Source organism: Duganella margarita (assembly GCF_009857535.1).
GTDB classification, from domain to species: Bacteria; Pseudomonadota; Gammaproteobacteria; order Burkholderiales; family Burkholderiaceae_D; genus Rugamonas; species Rugamonas margarita.
Genome location: NZ_WWCS01000009.1, coordinates 171,606 through 194,714 on the forward strand (window position 1 = coordinate 171,606; position 23,109 = coordinate 194,714).

At 63.7% G+C, this 23,109-nt stretch carries 21 protein-coding genes; 8 read left to right on the plus strand and 13 right to left on the minus strand.

Features of this window, described 5'->3' with window-relative positions; genetic code table 11:
• Position 1 precedes the first annotated feature (1 nt).
• From GTP55_RS15835 to tsaB, 4 genes are read right to left on the minus strand one after another with little or no spacing between them, the layout of a single operon-like run.
• On the minus strand, positions 2 to 997 hold the full coding sequence (locus tag GTP55_RS15835) for a DUF1853 family protein (protein ID WP_161045831.1): 996 nt from the start codon (positions 995 to 997) through the stop codon (positions 2 to 4).
• The gene (locus tag GTP55_RS15840; protein WP_371868361.1) at positions 990 to 2,234 is read right to left on the minus strand and encodes a uracil-DNA glycosylase; all 1,245 of its coding nucleotides are present in this window, start codon (positions 2,232 to 2,234) and stop codon (positions 990 to 992) included. Before GTP55_RS15840 ends, GTP55_RS15835 begins: the two co-directional genes overlap by 8 nt.
• 50 nt (positions 2,235 to 2,284) lie before the next feature.
• Entirely contained in the window at positions 2,285 to 2,758 is a 474-nt protein-coding gene (gene rimI / locus GTP55_RS15845; protein ID WP_161045832.1) for a ribosomal protein S18-alanine N-acetyltransferase, read from the minus strand.
• On the minus strand, positions 2,755 to 3,447 hold the full coding sequence (gene tsaB, locus GTP55_RS15850) for a tRNA (adenosine(37)-N6)-threonylcarbamoyltransferase complex dimerization subunit type 1 TsaB (RefSeq protein WP_161045833.1): 693 nt from the start codon (positions 3,445 to 3,447) through the stop codon (positions 2,755 to 2,757). Before tsaB ends, rimI begins: the two co-directional genes overlap by 4 nt.
• Positions 3,448 to 3,542: 95 nt before the next feature.
• Here tsaB and GTP55_RS15855 point away from each other — a divergent pair, with 95 nt between their 5' ends.
• Positions 3,543 to 3,968: a thioredoxin family protein gene (locus GTP55_RS15855; protein ID WP_161045834.1), complete on the plus strand. Its 426-nt coding sequence runs from the start codon at positions 3,543 to 3,545 to the stop codon at positions 3,966 to 3,968.
• On the opposite strand, the gene GTP55_RS15860 is transcribed toward GTP55_RS15855, so the two are convergent.
• Both GTP55_RS15860 and GTP55_RS15865 read right to left on the minus strand, forming a co-directional pair.
• On the minus strand, positions 3,963 to 6,239 hold the full coding sequence (locus GTP55_RS15860; protein WP_161045835.1) for a xanthine dehydrogenase family protein molybdopterin-binding subunit: 2,277 nt from the start codon (positions 6,237 to 6,239) through the stop codon (positions 3,963 to 3,965). The two genes, GTP55_RS15855 and GTP55_RS15860, sit on opposite strands and share 6 nt — an antisense overlap.
• Positions 6,240 to 6,259: 20 nt before the next feature.
• The gene (locus GTP55_RS15865; protein WP_161045836.1) at positions 6,260 to 9,379 is read right to left on the minus strand and encodes a bifunctional diguanylate cyclase/phosphodiesterase; all 3,120 of its coding nucleotides are present in this window, start codon (positions 9,377 to 9,379) and stop codon (positions 6,260 to 6,262) included.
• Positions 9,380 to 9,547: 168 nt separating this feature from the next.
• On the opposite strand from GTP55_RS15865, the gene GTP55_RS15870 reads away from it, so the two are divergent.
• On the plus strand, positions 9,548 to 10,057 hold the full coding sequence (locus GTP55_RS15870) for a DUF1993 domain-containing protein (protein ID WP_161045837.1): 510 nt from the start codon (positions 9,548 to 9,550) through the stop codon (positions 10,055 to 10,057).
• Positions 10,058 to 10,134: 77 nt separating this feature from the next.
• On the opposite strand, the gene GTP55_RS15875 is transcribed toward GTP55_RS15870, so the two are convergent.
• A complete protein-coding gene (locus tag GTP55_RS15875) occupies positions 10,135 to 10,323 on the minus strand; it encodes a DUF1289 domain-containing protein (RefSeq protein WP_110848442.1) in 189 nt (62 codons plus the stop codon).
• The gene (locus GTP55_RS15880; protein ID WP_161045838.1) at positions 10,320 to 10,877 is read right to left on the minus strand and encodes a DUF1415 domain-containing protein; all 558 of its coding nucleotides are present in this window, start codon (positions 10,875 to 10,877) and stop codon (positions 10,320 to 10,322) included. The genes GTP55_RS15875 and GTP55_RS15880 overlap by 4 nt, the downstream gene beginning before the upstream one ends.
• Before the next feature lie 241 nt (positions 10,878 to 11,118).
• Between GTP55_RS15880 and GTP55_RS15885 the strand changes: the two genes are divergently transcribed.
• The 4 genes from GTP55_RS15885 (at position 11,119) to GTP55_RS15900 (ending at position 15,212) form a co-directional block, all read left to right on the plus strand.
• On the plus strand, positions 11,119 to 12,492 hold the full coding sequence (locus GTP55_RS15885) for a transglycosylase SLT domain-containing protein (RefSeq protein ID WP_161045839.1): 1,374 nt from the start codon (positions 11,119 to 11,121) through the stop codon (positions 12,490 to 12,492).
• A 199-nt stretch (positions 12,493 to 12,691) separates the two neighbouring features.
• A complete protein-coding gene (fabI, locus tag GTP55_RS15890) occupies positions 12,692 to 13,483 on the plus strand; it encodes an enoyl-ACP reductase FabI (protein WP_161045840.1) in 792 nt (263 codons plus the stop codon).
• Between the two features lie 137 nt (positions 13,484 to 13,620).
• Complete coding sequence (locus GTP55_RS15895) at positions 13,621 to 14,175, plus strand: sigma-70 family RNA polymerase sigma factor (protein ID WP_161045841.1); 555 nt, start codon at positions 13,621 to 13,623, stop codon at positions 14,173 to 14,175.
• Complete coding sequence (locus GTP55_RS15900) at positions 14,172 to 15,212, plus strand: hypothetical protein (RefSeq protein WP_161045842.1); 1,041 nt, start codon at positions 14,172 to 14,174, stop codon at positions 15,210 to 15,212. The genes GTP55_RS15895 and GTP55_RS15900 overlap by 4 nt, the downstream gene beginning before the upstream one ends.
• Here the strand turns inward: GTP55_RS15900 and GTP55_RS15905 are convergent, their stop codons facing one another.
• A complete protein-coding gene (locus tag GTP55_RS15905; RefSeq protein ID WP_161045843.1) occupies positions 15,213 to 18,212 on the minus strand; it encodes a DUF2135 domain-containing protein in 3,000 nt (999 codons plus the stop codon).
• A 92-nt stretch (positions 18,213 to 18,304) separates the two neighbouring features.
• Positions 18,305 to 19,096, minus strand: coding sequence for a hypothetical protein (locus GTP55_RS15910; RefSeq protein WP_161045844.1), 792 nt, complete (start codon positions 19,094 to 19,096; stop codon positions 18,305 to 18,307).
• 387 nt (positions 19,097 to 19,483) lie between these two features.
• Between GTP55_RS15910 and GTP55_RS15915 the strand changes: the two genes are divergently transcribed.
• Positions 19,484 to 20,917: a DEAD/DEAH box helicase gene (locus GTP55_RS15915; RefSeq protein WP_161045845.1), complete on the plus strand. Its 1,434-nt coding sequence runs from the start codon at positions 19,484 to 19,486 to the stop codon at positions 20,915 to 20,917.
• A 66-nt stretch (positions 20,918 to 20,983) separates the two neighbouring features.
• On the opposite strand, the gene GTP55_RS15920 is transcribed toward GTP55_RS15915, so the two are convergent.
• Together GTP55_RS15920 and GTP55_RS15925 are read right to left on the minus strand one after the other, a co-directional pair.
• Complete coding sequence (locus tag GTP55_RS15920) at positions 20,984 to 21,508, minus strand: hypothetical protein (protein ID WP_110848451.1); 525 nt, start codon at positions 21,506 to 21,508, stop codon at positions 20,984 to 20,986.
• Between the two features lie 15 nt (positions 21,509 to 21,523).
• On the minus strand, positions 21,524 to 21,922 hold the full coding sequence (locus GTP55_RS15925; RefSeq protein ID WP_229257952.1) for a BON domain-containing protein: 399 nt from the start codon (positions 21,920 to 21,922) through the stop codon (positions 21,524 to 21,526).
• A 118-nt stretch (positions 21,923 to 22,040) separates the two neighbouring features.
• Here GTP55_RS15925 and GTP55_RS15930 point away from each other — a divergent pair, with 118 nt between their 5' ends.
• Positions 22,041 to 22,739 (plus strand): tetratricopeptide repeat protein, encoded by a 699-nt coding sequence (locus GTP55_RS15930; protein WP_161045846.1) that lies wholly within the window; start codon positions 22,041 to 22,043, stop codon positions 22,737 to 22,739.
• Here GTP55_RS15930 and GTP55_RS15935 read toward each other — a convergent pair.
• Positions 22,726 to 23,043 (minus strand): TM2 domain-containing protein, encoded by a 318-nt coding sequence (locus tag GTP55_RS15935; RefSeq protein ID WP_161045847.1) that lies wholly within the window; start codon positions 23,041 to 23,043, stop codon positions 22,726 to 22,728. The two genes, GTP55_RS15930 and GTP55_RS15935, sit on opposite strands and share 14 nt — an antisense overlap.
• Positions 23,044 to 23,109: the final 66 nt, after the last annotated feature.

The window sequence follows — 23,109 nt, forward strand, 5'->3', positions numbered from 1 at the left end:
CTTAGGCAGGCAGCACGCCGTCATGGCGGCGCTGCGCGGCCTGTGCGCGCCAGCCGTCGGGGACGATAAAGCCCCGGCGCTCCTCGATCAGCCACTCCCCTTTTTCCCGCAAGGCGACGATCATCACCGGCACCTCCTGTCCGGCGATGGCGGCCAGCATCCCTGCGCGGTCCACGCTTTGTGCGGCGGACGTCTTCAACGGCGCCAGCCATTGCAGGCGCGGCAGGATGGCGTAGCGTTGCGGCGGCAGGGTTTGCGCTGCCTGCGTTTGCGTCATCCAGAAGCCATGGCAGTGCTGTGGCGAGATGCCGGGCATCGGCTGGACGCCGTCCGGATAGAACAGCCAGCCTTTGACCAGCGCCTGCGCGCGGGCGACCGGCTGCGGCAGCAAGGCTTGCGCCACCGGATGCTGCGACAGCGACAGTTGCTTGTCGAAGATCTTGCGCATTTTCAGACCCAGCGTATCGGCCAGGTTGGGGCCGATCAGGCCGTTGAGGTTGTCCGCGCCGTCCAACAGGTAGAACTTGGTGGCGAATTCGATGTGGACCAATTGATCGCCCTCGTGCAGCAGGAAGTCGAATTCGCCGATGGTGTCGGTGCGGTCGGCGCGGACTTGCAGGCCGTGGGCGTATAGTTGGCCTTGCTCGGCGAAGTAGAAGGCCATCAGCTTTTCAGCGTACAGGCCGAGGCGGGAGTAGTGCTTGCTGCCCAGGGCGGCCTCCAGCGGCGACGGATCGTGCTCCAGCGCGTTCAGCCATTCCTGCGTACCCGGAGAGATCGCGCCTAGCGTGGCGATGCGGCCTTGCCAGTACGGCGATGCGGGATCGAGCAAATCAGGCGCCCCCAGCAGCCACGCCAGTGCGCGCACGTGCGGATTGGTCAGCTGGGGCCAACGGCCCTCGAACAGCGATTGGTAGCTCACGGCCGGCACTCCGGACCCGGCGGCGACATCGCCCGGCGGCAGCGAGGCTGGCGCGCCGGGCGGCTGGTCAGCCATGACTGGCTTTCGCCAGGCACAGGTCGGCCCAGGCTTTGGCTTTGTCTTCCGGTTTGCGCAGCAAATCGTCAGGATGATAGGTAGCAACTACTGGCAGCTGGTTGGCGCCATAGTGCATCACCTTACCGCGCGCGGCTGGCCCCATCATCAGGCCCTTGGCGGCGAACTGGCCGAAGGTCATGGCCATGGTGGCGCCGGTCAGCGCCAGTTCGCGCTCCAGATACGGACGACAGGCAATAACTTCGTCGCCGCTCGGGTTGCGCTCCGGCGGACGGCATTTGACCACGTTGGTGATGTAGACGTCGGTGTCCGGCTTCAGCTCGATGGCTTTGAGCATGTTGTGCAGCAGCTGGCCGGCCTCGCCGGTGATGGCTTGCACGTCCTGCTCGTCGGCTGCCGACGGCGCGGCGGCGATGGCGATCCAGGTCGCGCGTTCGGCGCCACGGCCGTTGACGGCGGCAATGCGCGTCTCGCACAGCGGGCAGCGGGTGCATGTGGACACAGCGGCTTGCAGCGCCGGCCAGTCCATGCCGGCGATGGCTTCGTCGCTGACTGGCGTGGAAGCCAGCTCGGACGCCGCGTGTGAGGCGACGGCCAGATCCGATGGCGCCGAGGCCGACGGCGAGGCGGCGGTGTCGGTTGCGTTGCCGAAGCGCGATGGCGCGGCTTCCGACAGTGATGCATCCGCAGCTGCGTTAGCGGCCGAGCGCGATGGCGTGGCGGACGGCGGCGGCATCGGCGCGTCATCAAACCAGGCGGTGTCCTCGCCCGCCGGTTCGGCTTCCACCGGCGCCGCAGCGCGGGCCGCAGGCTTTGCTGGTGCGGGCGCTGGACGCGGCGCGACCGGCGGTACCGGCGCATCGTCGAACCAGGCCATCGAATCGTCGTCAGACCTGGCGGCGGACGCTGCGGGCGGCTGCACCGGCGGGGCCGCACGGGCGATGGCTGGAGCGCCTGCCGCAGCGCTGGCATGCGATTCGGGTGGCGTCGCGCGGTGAACTGCGGGCGGCTCAGGCGGCATCGCAGCCGGTGCGGCGACGCGCAGTGCGGGCGCGGGCACGGCGACTGCCTGCGCGACAAGCTGCGGCGCGGGCGCGGTAACCGCCGGCACCACGGCAGCCGGCGCGACCGCCGATGGCGCATCTTCCTCTGGCCAGCCATCCGCCAACGCCTGCACCGCCGAGACGAACGCATCCCCCTCAGCTTCTACCGCCCCATTGCGCAATTTCCATTGCACGCCAACTCCCATCTCCTGCAGGAAGGCCGTGCTCCGTGCCGACGACTGACTCATACCTGAAACCGCATCACAATCGCGTCCTCGCGTTGCTGGTTGGCCGCCGGGTAATAACCCTTGCGGCGGCCGATCTGTTTAAATCCATAGCGCTCATAAATCTGCAACGCCCGCGTATTCGATGGCCGCACCTCCAGCAACACCGACTCCATGCCCAGCCCGCGCGAACAAGCCACCGCCTGGTTCAGCAAAAACCGCCCCAGGCCCTGCCCCTGCTTCTCGGCCGACACGGCCACATTCAGCAAATGCGACTCGTCCACCACCGCCATCAACAGGAAATAACCGAGCAGATGACCATCGCGCTCGCGCAGCACCCACGCCTCGTAATTGCTGTTGAGCGAGTCGACAAAATTGGCCATGGTCCACGGATACGGATACACGCTCTGCTCCAGCGCGAATACCTCGTCGAGGTCGGACGCCTGCATCGGCTCGTAATTGAGCCGCGCCAGATCCCAGACCGGCGCCGTCATGCGCCGCTTTCCTTCGCGGCCGCCATATCGCGGCGCTCGGCCTGGGTGTAGGCGACCTTGTTACGCAGATACAGCGGTTGCGCTTCGGCCGCCGTCACCGTGTGACCGGCCGCAAACGCAATCGCCGCCAGCCGCGCGATCTGCGCCGCATGCGGCATCACCCCGGCAAAGCCGCCGGCCGGAAACGCCTCCGCATACGCCGACAAGCCATTGCCGCACATTACCGGCGTACCTTGCGGCTGGACATCGGCTGGCGCCGACAACACCGGCGGCAGCACCGTCACCGGCACGCCATTGTCAAAGCGATACTGCGCCCAGTAGACTTCGCCCATGCGCGCATCCAGCACCGCCAGCACCTCGTTGGCGCCATGCTGCTGATGACAGGCCAATGCCATCGCATCCAGCGTCATCACCGGTACGGCCGGCAGCTTGCCGCCGAAAGCCAGCCCCTGCGCCACGCCGCACGCAGTGCGCACCCCGGTAAACGAGCCGGGGCCGGAACCGAAGGCGATCGCATCGCACTGCGGCAAGCTGATGCCGGCTTCGGCCAGCAACTCCTGAATCATCGGCAACACGGCCTGGGAATGGGTACGCACGCCGCTGGAGACGCGGCTCAGGACGTCTTCGCCCCGCAGCAGTGCGACGGAAGCGGTTTCGGACGAGGTTTCAATGGCAAGAATAATAGGCATGCCGTATTTTAACCCGCCGCGCTGGCAGGCGCGACCCCGCGCGGGCATGTAGAATACCGTTTTTGGGCCGAGCACGCCCTGATCCGACCACACCAATGCCTAGCCTGACCCTGAATTCCGAAAACCGCGAAGAAGTGGCTGCCGCCCTGGCCGGCGACCGCTGGATCGTCGCCTGCCTGTGTGCCGCCTGGTGCGGCACCTGCGAATCCTACCGTGCCACCTTCGACGAACTGGCGGCGCGCCATCCAGACAAACTGTTGATCTGGATCGACATCGAAGACCAGGCGGACGTGGTCGGCGATCTGGACGTGGAAAACTTCCCCACCCTGCTGATCCAGCACCACGAACTGGTAGCCTTCTTCGGCACCATGTTGCCGGACGTCGGCGTCGCCCACCGCCTGGTGCAATCAACCACCGCGCAGAGCGACGAAGAACTGCAGGAACTGATCATCAACAACAGCGAGCGCGCCGACTGGCAGCGCAACTGCAATCTCCGCTCCCTGCTGCGCAACGCCTTATAAGAGTGTCAGTGGCAGGCTGCGCAGGCGCTTGCCGGTCAGCTTGAAGACAGCGTTGGCAACGGCCGGCGCGACCGGCGGCGTGGCCGGTTCGCCCATGCCTTCCGGATGCGCACTGCTTGGCAGGATAATGGTCTCCACTTCCGGCGCCTGGTTCAGACGCACCACCGGGTAGTCGTGGAAGTTGCTCTGCTCGATCTTGCCATCCTTGATGGTGGCCGCACCAAACAGCGCCGCCGACAAGCCGAAGATCACGCCCGATTCGGCCTGCTGCGCAATGATGTTGGGATTGACCGCCAGCCCGCAATCAATCGCACACACCACGCGGTGCACACGGATCTCCGTGCCCTCCACCGACACTTCCGCCACTTGCGCGACGATGGTGCCGAACGACTGGTGCAGCGCCACGCCATGCGCGCGGCCCTCCGGCGCGGCGCCGGCCCTGGCCACCGCCGCGTTCAGCACCGCCAGATGGCGCGGGTGCTGCGCCAGCAGGTCGCGCCTAAACGTCACGCCATCCTTGCCCGCCGCATGCGCCAGTTCGTCGATGAAGCTCTCTTTGAAGAAGGCGTTATGCGAATGGCCCACTGAACGCCAATATCCCAGCGGCACTGCGCTGTCCACGATCACGTGGCGGATGCGCTGGTTGGCGAAGTGGTACTGCATATCGAATTCGCCTTCGGCCGTGGTCTTGTCCGGGCCACCGGCCGGCAGGCCCAGATTACGCTTGAAGAACTGGTGGCCGATCGAGCCGCTGGCCGACTTATTGTCGTAGCCCAGCACATTGCCCGCTGCATCCAGCGTGGCGCTGAAGCGCGCCAGCGCCGCCGGGCGATAGACGTCGTGCGTGGTGTCGTCCTCGCGCGACCAGATCATCTGCACCGGGTAGCCGTCCGCCTGTTTGGCGATAGCGACCGCCTGCGCCACCATATCCACATCCAGCCGCCGGCCAAAGCCGCCGCCCAGCATGGTCACTTCCAGCACCACCTTATCGGCCGAGACACCGCCCACCTTGGCCGCCACCTCCATCGCAAATCCCGGCGACTGCGTCGGCGCCCAGACGTGCACCTTGCCGTCCTTGACCTGCGCGGTGCAGTTAACCGGCTCCATGGCGGCATGCGCCAGGTACGGCGCGCGGTATTCGGCCTTCAACGTTTTGGCGACGCCGGCGGCCTTGCCCTCCACCGCATCCATATCGCCGGCCTGGTAGTAGGCGTGCCCGTCTTCTTTATCGAGGCGGGCGGCAAAGTCGGCGTAGATGGCGTCACTGGATAGCCTGGCCAGCGGGCCGTCGTTCCATTGGATCTCCAATGCCAGCGCGGCCTGCCTGGCTTGCCAGTAGCTTTTGGCGATGACCGCGACGCCCGCACCGGCACCGGTCTTTTCCGTCAGCGCGGCGGAGTAGTCGACCACCTTGATCACGCCCGGCATCTTCAACGCCGCCGCGCTGTTCACGCTGGCGACCGTGCCGCCGATCACGGGCGACATGCGCACCGCCGCATACAGCATGCCGGCCGGTCGCGCATCGATGCCGAAGATGGCCGTGCCATTTACCTTGGACGGCGTGTCGCGGCGAGGCTGCGGCTTGCCGATCAATTTGAATTCCTGCGGCGTCTTGAGGCGCACCTCGCCCGGCTGGGCGTTGACGGCTTTCACGGCCAGCGCGCCATAGGCCAGCTTGCGGCCATCCGCATGCAGCACGTGGCCGTCCTCGGTGCGGCAGTCCGCCGCGCTGACCGACCACTCGGCGGCGGCAGCGGCGACCAGCATGGCGCGCGCGGTGGCGCCGGCTTCGCGCATCGGCTCCCACGCGTCCTTGACGCTGGACGAGTCGCCGGTAATGATCAATCCCAGTTCGCGCGCGACCTTGCCCACCACCCAGCTGACGGTGGACTTCAGGCGTCCCGTATCATCCGGATGGAACGGCAGCCCGTCCTTGAGCATGGCGATATTGCCGAAGATTTTATCGATGGGAGCCTGCACCAGGCGCACTGTGGACAGCGGCACATCCAGCTCCTCGGCCACCAGCATCGGCAAGGCGGTGTACACGCCCTGCCCCATTTCGCTGCGCGGCATGGCGACCGTCACGCTGCCATCCTTGCCGATGCCCACCCAGCCGTTCAAGGCCACGCTGTCGGTATCCAGCGGCAGTGCATGACTGCCGTTCAGGCGCTGGCGCGGCGGCATGACGCCCCATCCGACCACCAATGCGCCACCCACCGCCAGGCCGCCCAAGATAAAGCGGCGGCGCGATGGTTTTTTCGCTCCCTGCATAAACGTCTCCTGCTTGGTGTTTATTTTTGCCAGCGTTCCAGCATATCATCCGCCGCCACCGGGCGGCTGTAGAAGTAGCCCTGCGCCAGATTGCAGCCATGACGCAGCAGGAAGGCCGCCTGTTCTTCGGTCTCCACGCCTTCGGCGATCACCGACAGGTTCATGCTCTTGCCCAGCTGGATAATCGCAATGGCAATCGCTTCGTCATTGACGTCGGTCGAGATGTCCTTGATGAAGGAGCGGTCGATCTTCAGCGTCTGCACCGGCAGCTGCTTCAGGTAGGCCAGCGACGAGTAGCCGGTGCCGAAATCGTCAATCGCCAGCGCCACGCCGATCGAGTGCAGGTCGTTGATGAAGACCATCGCGTCGCCGGTGTTCATGATCACCGACTCGGTCACTTCCAGCTGCAGGCGCTGCGGCTCAAGGCCGGTGTCGCGCAGGATGTCGGCCACCATGTTGACGATGGAGCCGCGCTCGAACTGCTTGGCCGACAGATTGACCGCGATCTTCGGCACATGCAGGCCGGCCTCCTGCCAGCGCACCATCTGGCGGCAGGCTTCGTGCAGCACCCACTTGCCCAGCTGGTTGATGAAGCCCGTGTCCTCGGCCAGCGGAATGAAGCGGATCGGCGGGATCAGGCCCAGCTCCGGATGGTTCCAGCGCACCAGCGCTTCCACGCCCACCAGGCGGCCGGTGTCGATTTCCACTTGCGGCTGATAGTTAAGGAAGATTTCGTCCTTCTCTATCGAGCGGCGCAGGAAGGTCTCCAGGCGCAGGCGCTCGACGCCCTCACCGGTCATCGACGGCGCGTAGAAGCTGAAGCCATTGCGGCCGCGCGCCTTGGCCTGGTACATGGCCACGTCGGCGTTACGGATCAACATATTCAGGTCGGCCGCATCGTCCGGGAACAGCGAGATGCCCACGCTACAGGTGACAAACAATTCGTGGCCGGCCACCATGAATGGCTCTTCAAACATCTGCACCAGTTTCTCGGCAACCTGGCTGGCGCCGTACTGGTTCTCGATATTCTCCAGCAGCACAATGAATTCGTCGCCGCCCAGGCGCGCCAGCGTGTCGCCTTCGCGCAGGCGGTCTTGCAGCGCCTTGGCCACTTGCTTCAGCAGCTCGTCGCCGATATGGTGACCCAGCGTGTCATTGACGTTCTTGAAGCGATCCAGATCGATGAACAGCAGCGCCAGTTGTTCGCCATCGCGCGCGGCGCGCAGCAAGGCGTGCTGCAAGCGGTCGTGGAACAGCAGGCGGTTCGGCAGCGCCGTCAGCGGATCGTGATGCGCCAGGTGGTCCAGCTTTTCCTGCGACTCCTTGGCCTTGGTGATGTCGCTGAACACGCCGACGTAATGGGTGGCGCGGCCGCGCGTGTCGCGCACCGCGCTCACGGTCAGAAATTCCAGATACAGCTCGCCGTTCTTGCGTACGCTCCAAAGCTCGCCGCGCCAGAAGCCCTTGTCCAGCTGCTCCTGCCACATCTCTTCGTAGAACGATTGTTCGTGGCGGCCGGAGCGCGTCAGCGTGCGGTCGCGGCCCATCGCCTCGGCCTCGGTGTAGCCGGTGATCTGGGTGAAGGCCGGATTGACGGCGACGATGGTGCCTTCCGCATCCAGCACCACCACGCCGTCGGCGATGTGCTCGATGACGGTGGCGGACAGGCGCAGTTTTTCTTCCGCTTCCTTGCGCGCGGTGATGTCGGCATACACCCAGATACTGCCTTCATTGGCGCGGCTCTGGTCCAGCGCACAGCCGCTGACCATGCACCAGAAGGTGCTGCCGTCCTTGCGGCGGTATTGGCGCTCTTCGCTGAAGTAGTCGCCCTGCGCCAGCGATGGATACTGGCGCGCGCCGGCCGATTCGTAGTCGAACGCGGTCATGAAGACGATCGAGGTCGAGGCGCCGGTCATCGCGCCCGGCTCGTAGCCGAACAGTTCTTCGCAGCGGCGATTGACCGAGACGATGGTCCGATGGCGCACGAACATCACGCCGAACATCACGTTGTCCAGAATCGCGCTCTGCTCGGCCAGCAGCGCCTCGATGCGCATCTCGTTGTGCTTGCGCTGGCTGATGTCGGAGATGATGCCGTCCACCCATGGCGCATCGCGGTCGGCCTCGGAGGGCTGCGGCTGGCCGTTTTCCTGCACCCAGCGCACCGCGCCGGCGGCGTCCTGGATGCGGTATTCGATTTCGTACGGCTGCCCGTCGCTGATCGCCTGAGCGATGACACGGCGCTGCTTCTTGCGGTCTTCCGGCGCAATCAGATTGGTCCAGGAATGGGTGGTGCTGCGCATGAATTGCGCCGCCGTGTAGCCGGAAATGTCGGCGATGGCGTCGGAGACGAAATCAATCGGACCGTCCGGACGGAAGCGGAACACCGCGCCCGGCACCTGCGTGACGATGGTGCGGAAGCGTTCCTCGCGCTGGCCGATGTCCTCGAACAGGCGCTTGATCGCCACCCGCATCTGCTCCAGCTGCTGCGCCAGGCGGCCCAGTTCATCGCTGCCGGTGACGTCCAGGCGGGTTTCAAAGTCGCCGTGAGACAGGCGGTCGGAGAAACGCATCAGCTTGCGCAGCGGTTTGATCAGGCGGGCATTCAGGAACAGCACGATCAGCAGCAACGACACGGTCAGCTGCGCCGCCAGCACGAACACGTAGGACAGCTGCTTCTCGCGTAGCTCCTGCTGGCTGCGGGCATCATCCATTTCCACCATGATGCGGCCGATGCGTTCACCGCGCACCAGGATTTCGCGGTCGGCACGATAAACGTTACCGCTGGCCACGCGCGGCGAGCGCACGTGCATGAACTGGGTGTCGGCCTGGCCGACCACCTGCACCTGCAGCACCGAGCGGTCGCGCATCACCGACTCGACCAGCGAGTGAGCCGATTCGGCATTCATATTCCACAGGGATTCCTGCATGCCCAGCGCCAGGATGTCGGCGTTGCGCTGCAACGACTCGTTCAGCGCCACGCGCGCCGATTGCTGCTCATGCACGCCGATCAGCAGATAGCTGCCGATAATCGCCGGGATGACCAGACCGCCAAATACCACCAGTAGCAGGGCGCCATAGATGGACAGGCCGTACAGCGCACTGAGGCGGGCGTGGAGTTTCTGGTAAAGCGGGCTAGTCATGCACCGGCACAGCGTATTGGTTAATTTGCATCGTCAGTCTGAGGTTGTTACTTAGTAGGAATTATGCACGGAATATCTACGCAAATATGCAAAAAAAGTGCCAGAACCGGCAAAAATCCCACAGGCGCGCTATGATCGCGGCTCTTTTCCCACACATAGGAATTCCCCATGACCACGTTCTCGATGTACACCGCTTCCATTCCTGTGTTTAAGCAGATTCTGAACAGCCTGAGCGCCATCCTCGACAAGGCCGAGGCGCACGCCGCCGACAAGAAAATCGACCCGAACGCGCTGCTGCAATACCGCCTGTTCCCGGACATGCTGCCATTCACCCGCCAGATCCAGATCGCCTGCGATTTCGCCAAGGGTGCAGCGGCCCGCCTGGGTGGCCAGGAAGTGCCGTCGTATGAAGACAAGGAAGTAACGTTTGCCGACCTGAAAGCGCGCATCGCCAAGACGCTGGCGTATATCGACAGCGTGCCGCAGGCGCAGATCGAAGGCAGCGAAGCGCGCGCCATCACCACCGGCAGCGGCGAGAAGACCAAGCACTTCGTCGGCCAGACCTATCTGTTCCACTACGCGCTGCCGCACTTCTACTTCCACGCCACCACCGCGTATGACATCCTGCGTCATAACGGCCTGGAAATCGGCAAGAAAGACTTTATCGGTTCGTATTAATCGTCACTCCCGCGCAGGCGGGAGTCTGTGCTGAGCGTGCGTTCCATGGATTCCCGCCTTCGCGGGAATGACGCCGGCTAGGTATTCCGGCGCGGGTAGCCCTGCGCCAGGATGCGCTGCCAGACGATTTCCTTGGCCTCGGGTGTCATCGACACCCAGTGCGCCACCTCGACCACCGAACGGCCGCAGCCGCGGCAGATTTCGTCAAAGGTGGTCGAGCAGACTGCCACGCACGGCGTGTCCGGGCGGACCGGCAGGTCGCTCATGGCTTTTCCATGAGTTTGTCCCAGCCGTCGTGACCGAGTTTTTCCAGCGTCTCGATATTCTTGTCGAAAATATCCGATGCTTCCGGGAAGGCCTCGACTGCGCGGTCGATGCTGTCTTCGCGCAGCAGGTGCAGGGTCGGATACGGCGAGCGGTTGGTATAGTTGCTGATGTCGCTGAGGTCGGTGCCGTCGAACTGATACTGCGGGTGGAAACTGGCCACTTGCAGGAAACCGTCCAGCCCCAGGTCTTCCAGCGCGGCGTCGGCGACGTCCAGGAATTCGTTGTAGTCGAAGAAATCGGTCAGCACGTTCGGGTGGATCAGCAGCGTGGTGTCGATCTTTTCCGCATCGGTATCGGCCAGATGCTGTAGCTCCTCCATCAACTTTTCCAGCAGCTCTTCCGGCGTTTCCGCCTCGCTGACCACGTAACGCACTTGTTTTTTGACGTGCACGCTCTTGGCGAACGGGCACAGGTTCAGGCCGATGACGGCCTTTTCCAGCCAATGGACGGTATCGGCGATGACCACATCGCGGTCGATGGCGGGGCTGCTCATATTGCTATTCCTCAATCACTACGCAAAAGCAGGATTGTACGCACTCTTCCCCGCCGCGCCTATGTTCCTCATTTACTTCCGTCAATTTGCCGGCATCTGACGCTTATTTAACGGGAATTGTTGCATATAAGAATTTGTCATAAGGGTGACATATTCCTTGACTGATGGGAGGGACCTTCGTACACTCCACGTTTAATTCATAGTCCACGCGAAGTTTCTTCTCGCTAACTCACGGAAAACTATGCAAGCACGCATTCCCAAAACCGCAGTCCTGGCCACGCTGGTGGCGCTACTTGCGCCGGCACTCTCCCAGGCCTACGAGCACGCAACCGATCTGCCGACGGTCACCACCGCGCTGTCGCCCCTGCCGAAATTCCCCGTTCCCGATGTCGCTTCCCTGAAAACCAAATCCGCCAAACTGGTGGATGAGGATGCTTTCCGCGAAAAAGACGTCTGGGGCCGCATTCGCAGCGGTTACGCCATTCCCGACGTCAGCAACGACCTGGTGGCCAAGCATGTTAACTGGTATGCCACCCGTCCCGACTACATCGCCCGCACCACTGCGCGCGCGTCGCTGTACCTGTTCCACGTCGTCTCCGAGCTGGAAAAGCGCGGCATGCCGACCGAACTGGCGCTGCTGCCCTTCATTGAGTCCGCCTTCAACCCGAACGCCCTGTCCTCCGCCAACGCGGCCGGCATGTGGCAGTTTGTGCCGGGCACCGGCCGCGACTTCAATCTGAAGCAGGACGCCTTCAAGGACGAACGCCGCGGCATCCTGGCCTCGACCGACGCCGCCCTGACCTATTTGCAGCGCCTGTACGATATGTTTGGCGACTGGCAACTGGCACTGGCCGCCTACAACTGGGGCGAAGGCTCGGTGCAGAAAGCCATCAAGCGCAACCAGGCCGCCGGCAAGCCGACCGACTTTGAAAGCCTGGCCGACCTGATGCCGGCCGAGACCCGCAACTATGTGCCGAAGCTGCAGGCGGTCAAGAATATCGTCGCCAATCCGCAGCAATACGGCCTGAACCTGCCGGTGATCGACAATTCGCCGTACTTTACGGCAGTCGACAAGACCAGCGATATCGATTTGACCGTGGCGGCCCACCTGGCCGAACTGTCGGTGGACGAGTTCAAGGCGCTCAATCCGCAGTTCAAGCGTCCGGTCATCACCGGCGACGACCAGACCAAGATTCTGCTGCCGAAGGAAAACGCCGAGAAGTTCCACCTTAACCTGGCCCAATGGACCAAGGAACTGTCGACCTGGTCGACCCACAAGATCACCAGCGCGCGCGAATCGATCCGCACCCTGGCGTCGCGCTTCCACACCTCGCCGGAAGTCATCCGCCAGGCCAACAATATCCCGCAGAACTCGGTGCTGAAAGCCGGCTCCACCATTCTGGTGCCGAAGATCTCGGCATCGGTGGGCGACATCGCCCCGGACGTGGCCGAAAGCGCCACCGTGTCGTATGAAGCGGAACGCGCCAGCGGCAAGACGGCCAAGGGCTACAAACTGCCGAAGGCCAGCAAGTCCGACAAGTCGAGCCCGGTTTCGCTGGTGAAAGCCCGCGTCGCGCGCGACAGCAACAGCAAAAAACACCGCAAAGCCAACTGATGGCCGCCGCCGGACCCCGCATAGCCGGGGCCGGCGGCCGCGATTCAGAGGTTGCAGTCAAGGCTGACACGTCCTACAATCTTGCTCTTGCGTGTCGGGCAATACTTGCACACCTCGCACACTAAAAAAACACAACCCCACTGACGTCGCCAGCCAGCTCCGAGAGCGCGCCCGGCACGCAGTTGCAATCGGAGTCCCTATGGCGTTCTTGCAAGGCAAAAAAATCCTCATCACTGGTTTGCTGTCGAACCGTTCCATCGCTTACGGTATCGCCAAGGCTTGCCATCGCGAAGGCGCCGAACTGGCGTTCACCTACGTCGGCGAACGTTTTAAAGACCGCATCACCGAATTCGCCGCCGAATTCGACAGCAAGCTGGTATTCGACTGCGACGTCGGCAGCGACGAACAAATCGACGCGCTGTTCGCCGACCTGGGCAAGAGCTGGTCGCAGCTGGACGGCCTGGTGCACGCGATCGGCTTTGCGCCGCGCGAAGCCATCGCCGGCGACTTCCTCGACGGCCTGAGCCGCGAGAACTTCCGCATCGCCCACGACATCTCGGCCTACAGCTTCCCGGCCATGGCCAAGGCCGCGCTGCCGCTGCTGAAAAGCGGTTCGTCGGTGCTGACGCTGTCGTACCTGGGTGCGGTGCGCGCGATTCCTTACTACAACACCATGGGCCTGGCCAAAGCCTCGCTGGAAGCGTCGGTACGCTACCTGGCGGAAAACCTGGGCAAGCTGGGCATCCGCTCGAACGGCATCTCAGCCGGTCCGATCAAGACCCTGGCTGCGTCCGGCATCAAGGACTTCGGCAAGCTGCTGGGCTTTGCCTCGTCGCACGCGCCGCTGCGCCGCAACGTCACCATCGAAGAAGTCGGCAACACCGCCGCCTTCCTGCTGTCGGACCTGGCGTCCGGCATCACCGGTGAAATCACCTACGTCGACGGCGGCTTCTCGCACGTCATGGGCCTGAACGCAGAAGACTACCAGTAAGCCTGTCTGCTTCGATCGCACCAGAACGCCCTGCTCGACAGGGCGTTTTTTATACAGGCCGCCAGGACACCACGCCTGCCGGTCGATCCAACTGTCAGACATTGCAGCAGTGGGGTGACGCAGTTACACTTGCATGTATGTCAACCGAGCCTTCCGATGAATCCCTGATGCTGCGCTACGCCGATGGCGACCTGGCCGCTTTCCGCGAGTTGTACCAGCGCCATCAGCGTGGGCTGTACCGCTTTGTCGCGTGGCGTTCGCCGCGCCGGGATTGGGTGGACGAGGTGGCGCAGGAGGCGTGGATCGGCTTGCATCAGGCGCGCGGGCGATATGTGCCAAGCGCCAGTTTTCGCACTTTCCTGTATCAGATCGCGCGTAACCGGCTGGTGGATTTGCAGCGCCAGTCGCCGCTGCTGTCGGCCGATGCTGCGCCGGAGCCGCAAAGCCCGGCGGTTGATGTGGAGCTGGAATCGCAGCAGATGAATTCGGCGCTGCACCAGGCGATTCGCGCGCTGCCCGGCGAGCAGAAGGAGGCGCTGGTGTTGCAGCAGTTTAGCGGTTTGTCACTGGACGAGATTGCGACGCTGACCGATGCGCCGATTGAAACCGTCAAGAGCAGGCTGCGCTACGCCATGCGAAAATTACGCGAACAGCTGTCGGCCGGCGTGGCCGCGCAGGAGGAACAGGCATGAGCAACGGCGACTACAATCTGCAGGACGATGCTGCGCTGGACGAGCTCCTCGCCGGCCGCGACGACCTGTCGCGCCAGTTGGCCGCATTGGCGCAGCCGGAAGCCTCCAGGCAGGTGAATGACGCGATCATGGCATCGATTGAAGCGCAGCTGGCGCAGGAACGCGCGGCGCAGACGGTGCAGCAGGCGCTAGCCGGGGAGGACGCACCGGCCGCGCAAAACCCGGCGGCGGCTGAGGCAGTCCGGGTTACGCAGGTCGCGCCCCGGCAGCCGGCGGCCAATAAGGCGCGCTGGCGTGCGCCGGCAGCACTGGCCGCCAGCCTGGTCGGCGCCCTGCTGTTGGCGCTGGAATGGCAGCGCGGCGACTACGCCGAGCAGGCGCAAATGACAACGGCGGCGCCAGAGCAGAAACCCGTCGCCAGCACGCCGCAAGCGGCAGAGCCGCCCGCCCGGCCGCCCGCAGCGCCAGAACGTGTCACCATGGCTGCCGCGTCGGCGAGCGGCCACATCGCGTCGTCACCGGGCGCTGCGCGACCGGCGCCAGCGCCGTCCGCATCGCGCGCTGAGTCGGTTGACAGGTCGGCGCCATCATTGCTGGCCGATGCCGACAAAGCACCAGAGCCGATTGCCATCACGCCACCTGCGGAACAATTCCTGCGCGCCCGCTCATCCCCAATCGCCAAGCTGGCAGCCGCCGTTCCACCGCCGGTGGCAAGCGCACCGATTTCGGCGCCGCTCGTCGCGCCGCTGTCATATGCGGCACCACCTGCGCCGCCTGCGCCACCGCCAACACCTGCGCCTGCGCCCGTCGTTGCGGCTGCGACGGCGCCGACCATAGTCAGCGTCACCGGCTCCGCGCGCAAGGCCATGTCGCCGGCCGATACCGCCCGCGCCGCCGAGTGGCTGCACGTCATCGACGAAATGCTGAAAGCCGACCTGCGCCAGGACGCGCGCGAAGAATGGCGCAAATTTAACCTGGCCTATCCCGACTATCCAGTGCCGGAACAACTGGCCAGGCGCATGGACGCCATCAACTGATCACTTCACCTCAAACTCGCCCACCAGCACCGTCTCCCCGCGTCCGCTCAACCGCAACGCCACCATCTGATCGCGCGCGCCGGCGCGGCCAAAGCCGCTGGTCAGCTTTAACTGCAAGGTCGTGGCCCCGGCCACCACCTGCTGCTGGCTGCCGAAGAAGTTGGCCTCAACCTTGTACTTGCCCGGCATTGCATGCCGCAGCGAAAACTCCTCCGGTCCATAACCGCCTGTGAAGTCCACCGACAAGCGCCCGCCCTGCTCCGTAAAGCGATGGCCGTAGTAGCACCGTTCGCCAGTTGGATCGGTCACCCACAAATCCATATCGGCATTGTCGGCATCCCAGCTCAGCACCACGCGCATATCCAGCGGCATGTTTTTCAGCAGACGTGGATCGATGCGACTGGTATCCAGCCTTACCTTGCCTGGCGCCGCAATAATCGCGTTCATGTCCGCCAGCGCAATCAGCTCAATTTCGGCAAAGCGGCCATCCCATGGCCGTATCGCCACCTCGTACAACTGGTCAATCGCCTGTTGCGCGCGGCCGGCGGCAGCGTAGGCCAGGCCCAGATCACGGAACGATTGCGGCTCTTCCTCCGCCAGCTCGCGCACTTTCTCGAACACCGGAATCGCCAGCTCAGGCTGCCCAGCCTGCAACAAGCGATAGCCAAGGATGCGCAGCACCTGGCGGTTTTCCAGATCCATCTCCGCCAGGTTGGACAGCACGCGCAAGGCCAGATCGCGCTGGCCGCGCGCAAGCAGCTGGTCCGCCACATCGATATAAAACGCGCTGCTATTCAGGTACGAAGGGCGCTCGTCCAGATAAATTGCATACAACTGGTCCGGCCGCGCCGCTTTCATCCGGGCGAGGTAACTGGCGTTCGCATCCCAGCGCTTGAGGCTGACCGTGATCTCGCCGGGTGGCTGTACTGGTTCCGCAGCCGGCCGCATGTGCCGGTCCGCCGCACTGGCAATCACCACCGGGCCCGGCGCACGCTGGACAACGCCGGATGCATACGACAGCGGCTGCGGTGCCGGCGCAGGCGGTGCTGGCGGCGCTGATGGCGGCGCAAGTGGCGCGGATAATGCAGACGGTGCCGGCGGCGCCGAGCGCATCGCCAGCTCATTGACTGCCTTGTCCGCGCCATTCGACCGTCCCGTTACCTCAACCCGCGTCAACTTGCTTTCGCGGTACACCGGGTAAGGCGTCGGCGTCGGATGATTGCCTTCCCACCACGCCAGCTTGCGCTGGAACTGCTGCACCACCCGTTCCAGCTGATTCGTGCGCCGTAGCGTCAGCTCGCCGCCGCGCATCCGCTTCAGCGCATCGAAGGCCGCCTGCAACTCGGCCGGCGGCTGCACGTCGTAACGCACATAATCCTCCAGCCGGTCCAGCACCAGCAACGAGGTCTCGCGGGTCGGCATGCTGAACTGCGTGCCCAGCCGGCGAATCGCGGCCCGATGCAATTCGTAATCCGCTTCCAGCTGATTCAGCTTGTAGCCGGCCCAGGTGCGCGCGGCGAGCGGATGCGACGGCGCGTTGGCTGCCACCTCGATCAGCAGCGGCGTTGCCCTGTCCTGCTTTAGCAACTCCAGCTTCAGTTCCGCCGCCGGCGCAATCAGCTTGCCGGACACGCGCAGCATGCCCAGCGGCGCATCGTCGTCGTGAATCAAGACATCGGTCGCGCCGCGCGCGCTCACCAGCCGCACTTGCAGGCCGTCGGTCAGCAACATCCCGGCGGCCGCGCCCGGACGATCGGCCTGCACCGTCACCAGCTGGCCGCCGTTGCGTTCGGCCAGCGCCGACAAGCGCGCAGTATCAGCCGACACCGCCGAGTTCAACACATACAGCCGCTGACGCGACGACAACTGCGGGAATTGTTTGGCGCCATAGTTCATCAAGCCGTCGCTGACCAGCAGGTACTCGTTGACCTCCGCCTGCGGCTGCCAATCGGCCAGTGCGCTGGCACCGTCGTACACCGTGTCCTGCAACGACTTGCGCAAGGCCTGCCAATCACCATTGACGATGCGGAAACGCTGCACCGCATCTGCCCGGTCACGCAGCCGGGTCAGCCGCACCTCGGCATTGCCCAGCGCCTTGAAGTAACGATCCAGCTCGACCAGTTCGGCATCGTGCTGTCGCTGCGCGCCGGAGCCGGAACTGTCCCACAGCAAGCCCACCACCCTGGGCAGCGGACGCGGTGTGCGCTGCGTGCTGGCCGGCATCTCGGCCAGGAAATACGTTTCACCGCCAAACTGCTGCACATAGGTTTGCGGCGCCACCACCGACGGCACCAGCAACTTAAGCACGCCGCTGGCCGAATACGTCGCGCGCGTCAACTGGGCCTGGTAACCATCGCCACTGCGCTCGAAGACGATGCCGCCGATGTTGCCGCTGGCTTGCGGCGGCGCCTCGCCGGCCACCGACACGTGCAAGGCCACCCCCTGCTCCAGTTCGCCGTACGCCAGCGGCAATCGATAGGCCAAGTTCGGGCCTTCACGGTCCAGCGTCTCGGTGTATGTGAGTTCCACCGTGCGCGTGCCCTGCGCCGGAATCGGAAACACCCGCAGCTGGAAATTATTGCCCTGGGTTTGCTCCAGCAAGGCCGGATCGATGCGAGTACGCTCGACCGCCTCCAGTATTTGCCGGCCACGCGCCTTCTCGACCGGCACCGCCGCCCGCATCTTGCCTTCCAGGTCCAGCGCGAAGGCGCTGATCTGCTGTCCCGGCAGCAGTGGGAACTGCAACTTGCCTTCCAGTGGACGCCGGTTCGGATTGAAGAACACCATGCGCAGCGTGGTCTGCGCCATGCTGCCGCGGAGTGCGGCGTCCACCTTCAGGCTTTGCAGCCGCACCGGCTGCTCGGCGCCCGTCACCACCATCAGCGGCGGCGCCACCGGCGGGCTCGGCAGCAAAGGCTTCGGCGCCCGCTGCTCCTGTATCTGCGCCTGCGCCAGTCCCGCCACCACCAGCCAGCCGGCCACGATTATTCTGTTCCACATAACGATCCCCTTTGCGCCAGCTGATGCCGGCATTGCAGGGTGTATCGTGACGGCGGCCCAAACGGGGTTACGGGATTACAAATAGATACAAATCACGGCAAGCCGGCCAGGTTGTTGTAGAACTTGTCGCAGTCGGCCATCGTCGGCGCGCCCTGCTGCGAAATGCCGAGCTTGCCGGTCTGCCATGCCTGTAAAGTGCGCTTCTCTTCCTCGGCCAGCGGACGCATGGCCAGCGCGTCGGCGCGGCTGCTGCGGGTCAGCATCAACATATCAGCCTGCTTCAGCCCGGCCTCGTTGGCGGCGCCCCAGCTTTGCACGGCGCCATCGTAGCTGGCCTTGTGCGCCGGGAACAGACGGCCGCAAGCGCTGCTGACGGCGGTGAGGAAATCGCGCCGGATGCCCAGCTTGACGCTGGCGCGTTCGGCATCGCTGAGCGGCTGGGCCGGCTTCTCCGCCACTGGCTCCTGCTTCGGCCGCAGGAATGGCGGATCGGCGATCACCTGATCGACCTGCGCCAACAGCCCGGCGACGCTGGCCGGACGCCCGCCGGTGCCGCCCAGCGCTTTGCCGTTGCGGAACACATACTGCTCCGGCACCCCGTACACCCGCACCAGCGGGCCGAAATCGGGTATCTCGCGCCATGGCTTCCACTGGACCCGTGCATAGACCAGCTTGGGCTCATGGGGCAAGGCGGCCGCCCGGTCGAAGGTGTCGTCGGCGCCCTTGCAATAGCCGCAGTTCAGATCAGGCGAGGTCATCTGCACCACCACATAGTCATGTCTGGCCACGAAGGCGGCGAGCTCCTGCGGTTTCAACTCCGTCACCGGCGCCGCCACGCAGGCCTGCACCAGCAGACAACCCACGCCAAGAATGCTCCACCGCATACGTCCCCCGTCGCTGATAAAAACAGTAACTTATCTTAAAGACAACCAGTCGCGCGCACGATAGGACCGCTTGCTCCACACCGCCCTGTACAAACAAGGCAAAACAGGGCATAATAGCTGTCTAGCCTGCAATGCGCGTGTCGATAACAAAGCGACACCGATTGTTCAGCCAGTAGTAAGTTAAGCAGCATCGCAGCCTCAGCGCACCGTTCCCGGTGCCCTTATAAAGCCCTCCCGCCTCTGGTGTCGTTACATGACACCGTCCCGGCGCAAAGCTTTTGTGCCGAAATTTCTTTCGATTCTGATTGAGTCATTTCGTTTTGGTAGGCGTTGCTATTTCGCGTTCCGCTATGACAGCGGGGACGCTGGTTTTTACGAAAGAACAGCATGACATTTGAAGCACTTGGTCTCAACACGTCCATCATTAAAGCCCTGACCGACGCCGGCTATACCGCGCCGACTCCAGTTCAGCAGCAGGCCATCCCTGCCGCGATCGCAGGCAAGGACTTGTTAGTTTCCTCGCAAACTGGTTCCGGCAAGACTGCAGCCTTTATGCTGCCGTCGCTGCACCGTTTGTCCGAGATCGATCCGGCCACCGCCGGCAAGACTCCTAATCAAGAAATGCAGGCCGCCCGTGCCCGTGGCGAGCGTCCACGTTTCAAAGCTGCACAGCCAAAAATGCTGGTGTTGACCCCGACCCGCGAACTGGCCCTGCAAGTGACCACCAATACCGACAAATACAGCGTCAACCTGCGCCGCATCAAGGCCGTGTCGATCCTGGGCGGTATGCCTTACCCTAAGCAGATGCAACTGCTGGCCAAGAATCCTGAAATCCTGGTGGCCACCCCAGGCCGTCTGATCGACCACATGGAATCGGGCAAGATCGACTTCTCGCAACTAGAAATCCTGGTGCTGGACGAAGCCGACCGCATGCTGGACATGGGTTTCATCGACGACATCGAGAAAATCGTTGCCGCCACCCCGGCCAACCGTCAAACCATGCTGTTCTCGGCCACGCTGGACGGCGTGGTCGGCAACATGGCGCGCCGCATCACCAAGGATCCGCAAGTAATCCAGATCCTGAGCGCCGCCAACAAGCACGAAAATATCACCCAGCGCGTGCACTTCGTCGACGACCTGTCGCACAAGAATCGCCTGCTGGATCACCTGCTGCGCGACGAAACCCTGGACCAGGCGGTTGTGTTCACCGCCACCAAGCGTGACGCCGACACCATCGCCGACCGTCTGAACATCGCCGGTTTCTCGGCTGCCGCCCTGCACGGCGACATGCACCAGGGCGCGCGTAACCGCACGCTGGACAGCCTGCGCCGCGGTTCGGTCAAGATCCTGATCGCCACCGACGTCGCCGCACGCGGTATCGACGTGCCGTCGATCACCCACGTGTTCAACTACGATCTGCCGAAGTTCCCGGAAGATTACGTCCACCGCATCGGCCGTACCGGCCGCGCTGGCCGTAACGGTCACGCCATCTCGCTGGTCAACCACGCAGAAGGCATGAACGTCAAACGCATCGAGCGCTTCACCAAGCAACTGATTCCGGTGAATGTGGTCGAAGGCTACGAGCCGAAGAAAACCGCGTCGGCGCCACGCTCGTCGGCACGTCCAGGCGGCTGGAAGCCGGGCGACAACCGTGGCGGCGCCAAGCCAGGCCAGCGTTCGTTCAGCAAGCCAGGCAGCAGCAGCGCCGGCGCACCGCGTCGTGAAGGCAGCGCGACGGGCGAAGGCTACAAGGGCGGCGGCTACAAAGGCAGCAACCCACGCAGCAACGACGGCCAACGCCGCACCTACGGCGACCGTTAATCCCGGTTAGCCAATCAAAAAAGGCCGCCAGAGCAATCTGGCGGCCTTTTTCATTGATCGGTCAGCTTAGTGCGATGGCGCGCTGGCTTCCGAGGTCGACTTGATGTCGGTCGCGTTGTTGCGCTCGAAGATTTCCTTCACCAGTTTCACCTGGTCGGATTTGTCGGTGTGCACGGAAATCAGCACGTTGCCGTCACGGACTTTGCCGTCGTACAGCTTGGCTTCGTATTCCGGAATGCCCATCCCCACCAGGCCGCCGATCAGGCCGCCGGCCGCGCCGCCGACTGCCGCGCCGCCCAGTGCCGCCATGATCGGGCCGGCAGCGATGAACGGGCCGATGCCCGGAATCGCCAGCGTGCCGATGCCGGCCAACCAGCCCAGCACCGCGCCGGTGCCCATGCCGGCGATGCCGCCGGTGGCCGCGCCTTCCGGCATCTTGGTGTTTTGTTCGTGAGCGAAATCGCGGGTGCCGGATTTATCCGGGAACAGCACCGAGATCTCGTTGGCGGAGAAGCCCGACTCTTTCAGGTTGTTGACGATGTTCTCGGCGTGGGCGTGGTCCTGGGCGATGCAATAGACAGCAGTACTCATAATGGTTTCTCCGAATTAGTTGGTTTTGATGTCGACTTTGTTGTCGACGCTGGTCACGCCGGTCACCGATTTGGCGAGCGACTCGACCTTGGATTTCTCTTCATCGCTTTTCACCGGGCCGCGCAGCGTGACGACGCCGCCTTCGACCAGGATCTTGACGTTGTGAGCGGACGTGGACAGCGACTTGTCCTTGACGATGGTACGGCGCACCGAGGCCAGCAGCTCGCGGTCAGCCTTGGCGTTCGACTGCGTTTGCGGCGTTTGTGCGGGATCGCCTTTGTCGCGGTTATTCATCTTGGTGTTATCCGCAGCAGGCGTGGCCTGTCCTTGCGGAGCGGTTTGGGCCAATGCCCAGCTTGAACCGAGCGCAGCCACCAGTGCTACAGCCAGCACTTTCTTCGACATCTGTTTCATATTCGCCTTTCGGGGTTGCTTTCGCGGACCACCATCATGGTGCGCGCGATAGCCGCCGTCTGTTATGGCGGTAACGCAGATGCGATTCAGGCATTAAATAAAATGCTATGCTGTCGAAATGAAAACATCCCTCACCTCCCTCCTGCTCGCGCTGATTCTCGGCGCTGCCCTGCATCAGACCGTCGCCGCCCAGAATATCAATCTGGAGCCCAAGTACGGCCTGGTGGCCAAGACCGAGCAGCAGCAAGCTGCCGATCAGCAATTTCTCGATGAGGTCGACCGGCAGACCGGCGGCGACCGCGCCAGGGCGGCGGAGCAGGTAGCGCTGCTCGGCTGGAGCTTTGTGCGCAAAAATGCGCCGCAAGACGCCATGCGGCGCTTCAACCAGGCCTGGCTGCTGGATCACTCGAACGGGCTGGCGTTGTGGGGCATGGCGGTGATGGAGAGCGCCAAGGGCAAACGTCCCGAGGCGCTCAAGCTGATGGCCGAGGCGGAGCCCAAGTTGCGGGGCAATGTGGATTTCGAAGTGGACTATGCCAAGGCCGTGTCGGTGGTCGGGCTGCAAACCAAGGACAAAGCGTTGCTGGCCGACGCCGCCAAACGCTTCGACGCCATCTACCAGCAGCACCCGGATCACGCCGCCAATCTGCAAAACTGGGCCATTCTGCTGTACTACGCAGGCGACTATGGCGGCGCCTGGAACAAGATCCAGCTGGCTGATAGAACGCCCGGCGCTGTGCCGATGGACGCGAGGTTCATCGCGGCGCTGGAGGCTAAAATGGCCAGGCCGGGCGCGGACGCAATCAGCGGTAAGTAACTTCGCGGCCGTCACTGTCGGTAAAGCGGCCCAGTGCTACCAGGATGAAGTCGATAAACGCCCAGATGCCCAGTCCGCCAAAGGTGAACAGTTGCAGCAGGCCGGTGCCGATCTTGCCGACATAAAAGCGGTGCACGCCGAGGAAGCCGACGAAGAAGCACAGCAGCAGCGTGACGGCGAAGTCCTTGTCCGAGCGATTAACATTCTGCGCAGCGGCAGCAAACTGCGGTGCACCGCATTGCGGGCACGTCGGCGCCGTTTCGTGAATCTCTTTGGCGCAGCCGCGGCAATAAACCATTCCCATGCAACATTCCTTTTTGGAAATTATAAAATTGACATATTAAAGCATGTGGTGGTATTTTTTGCATCT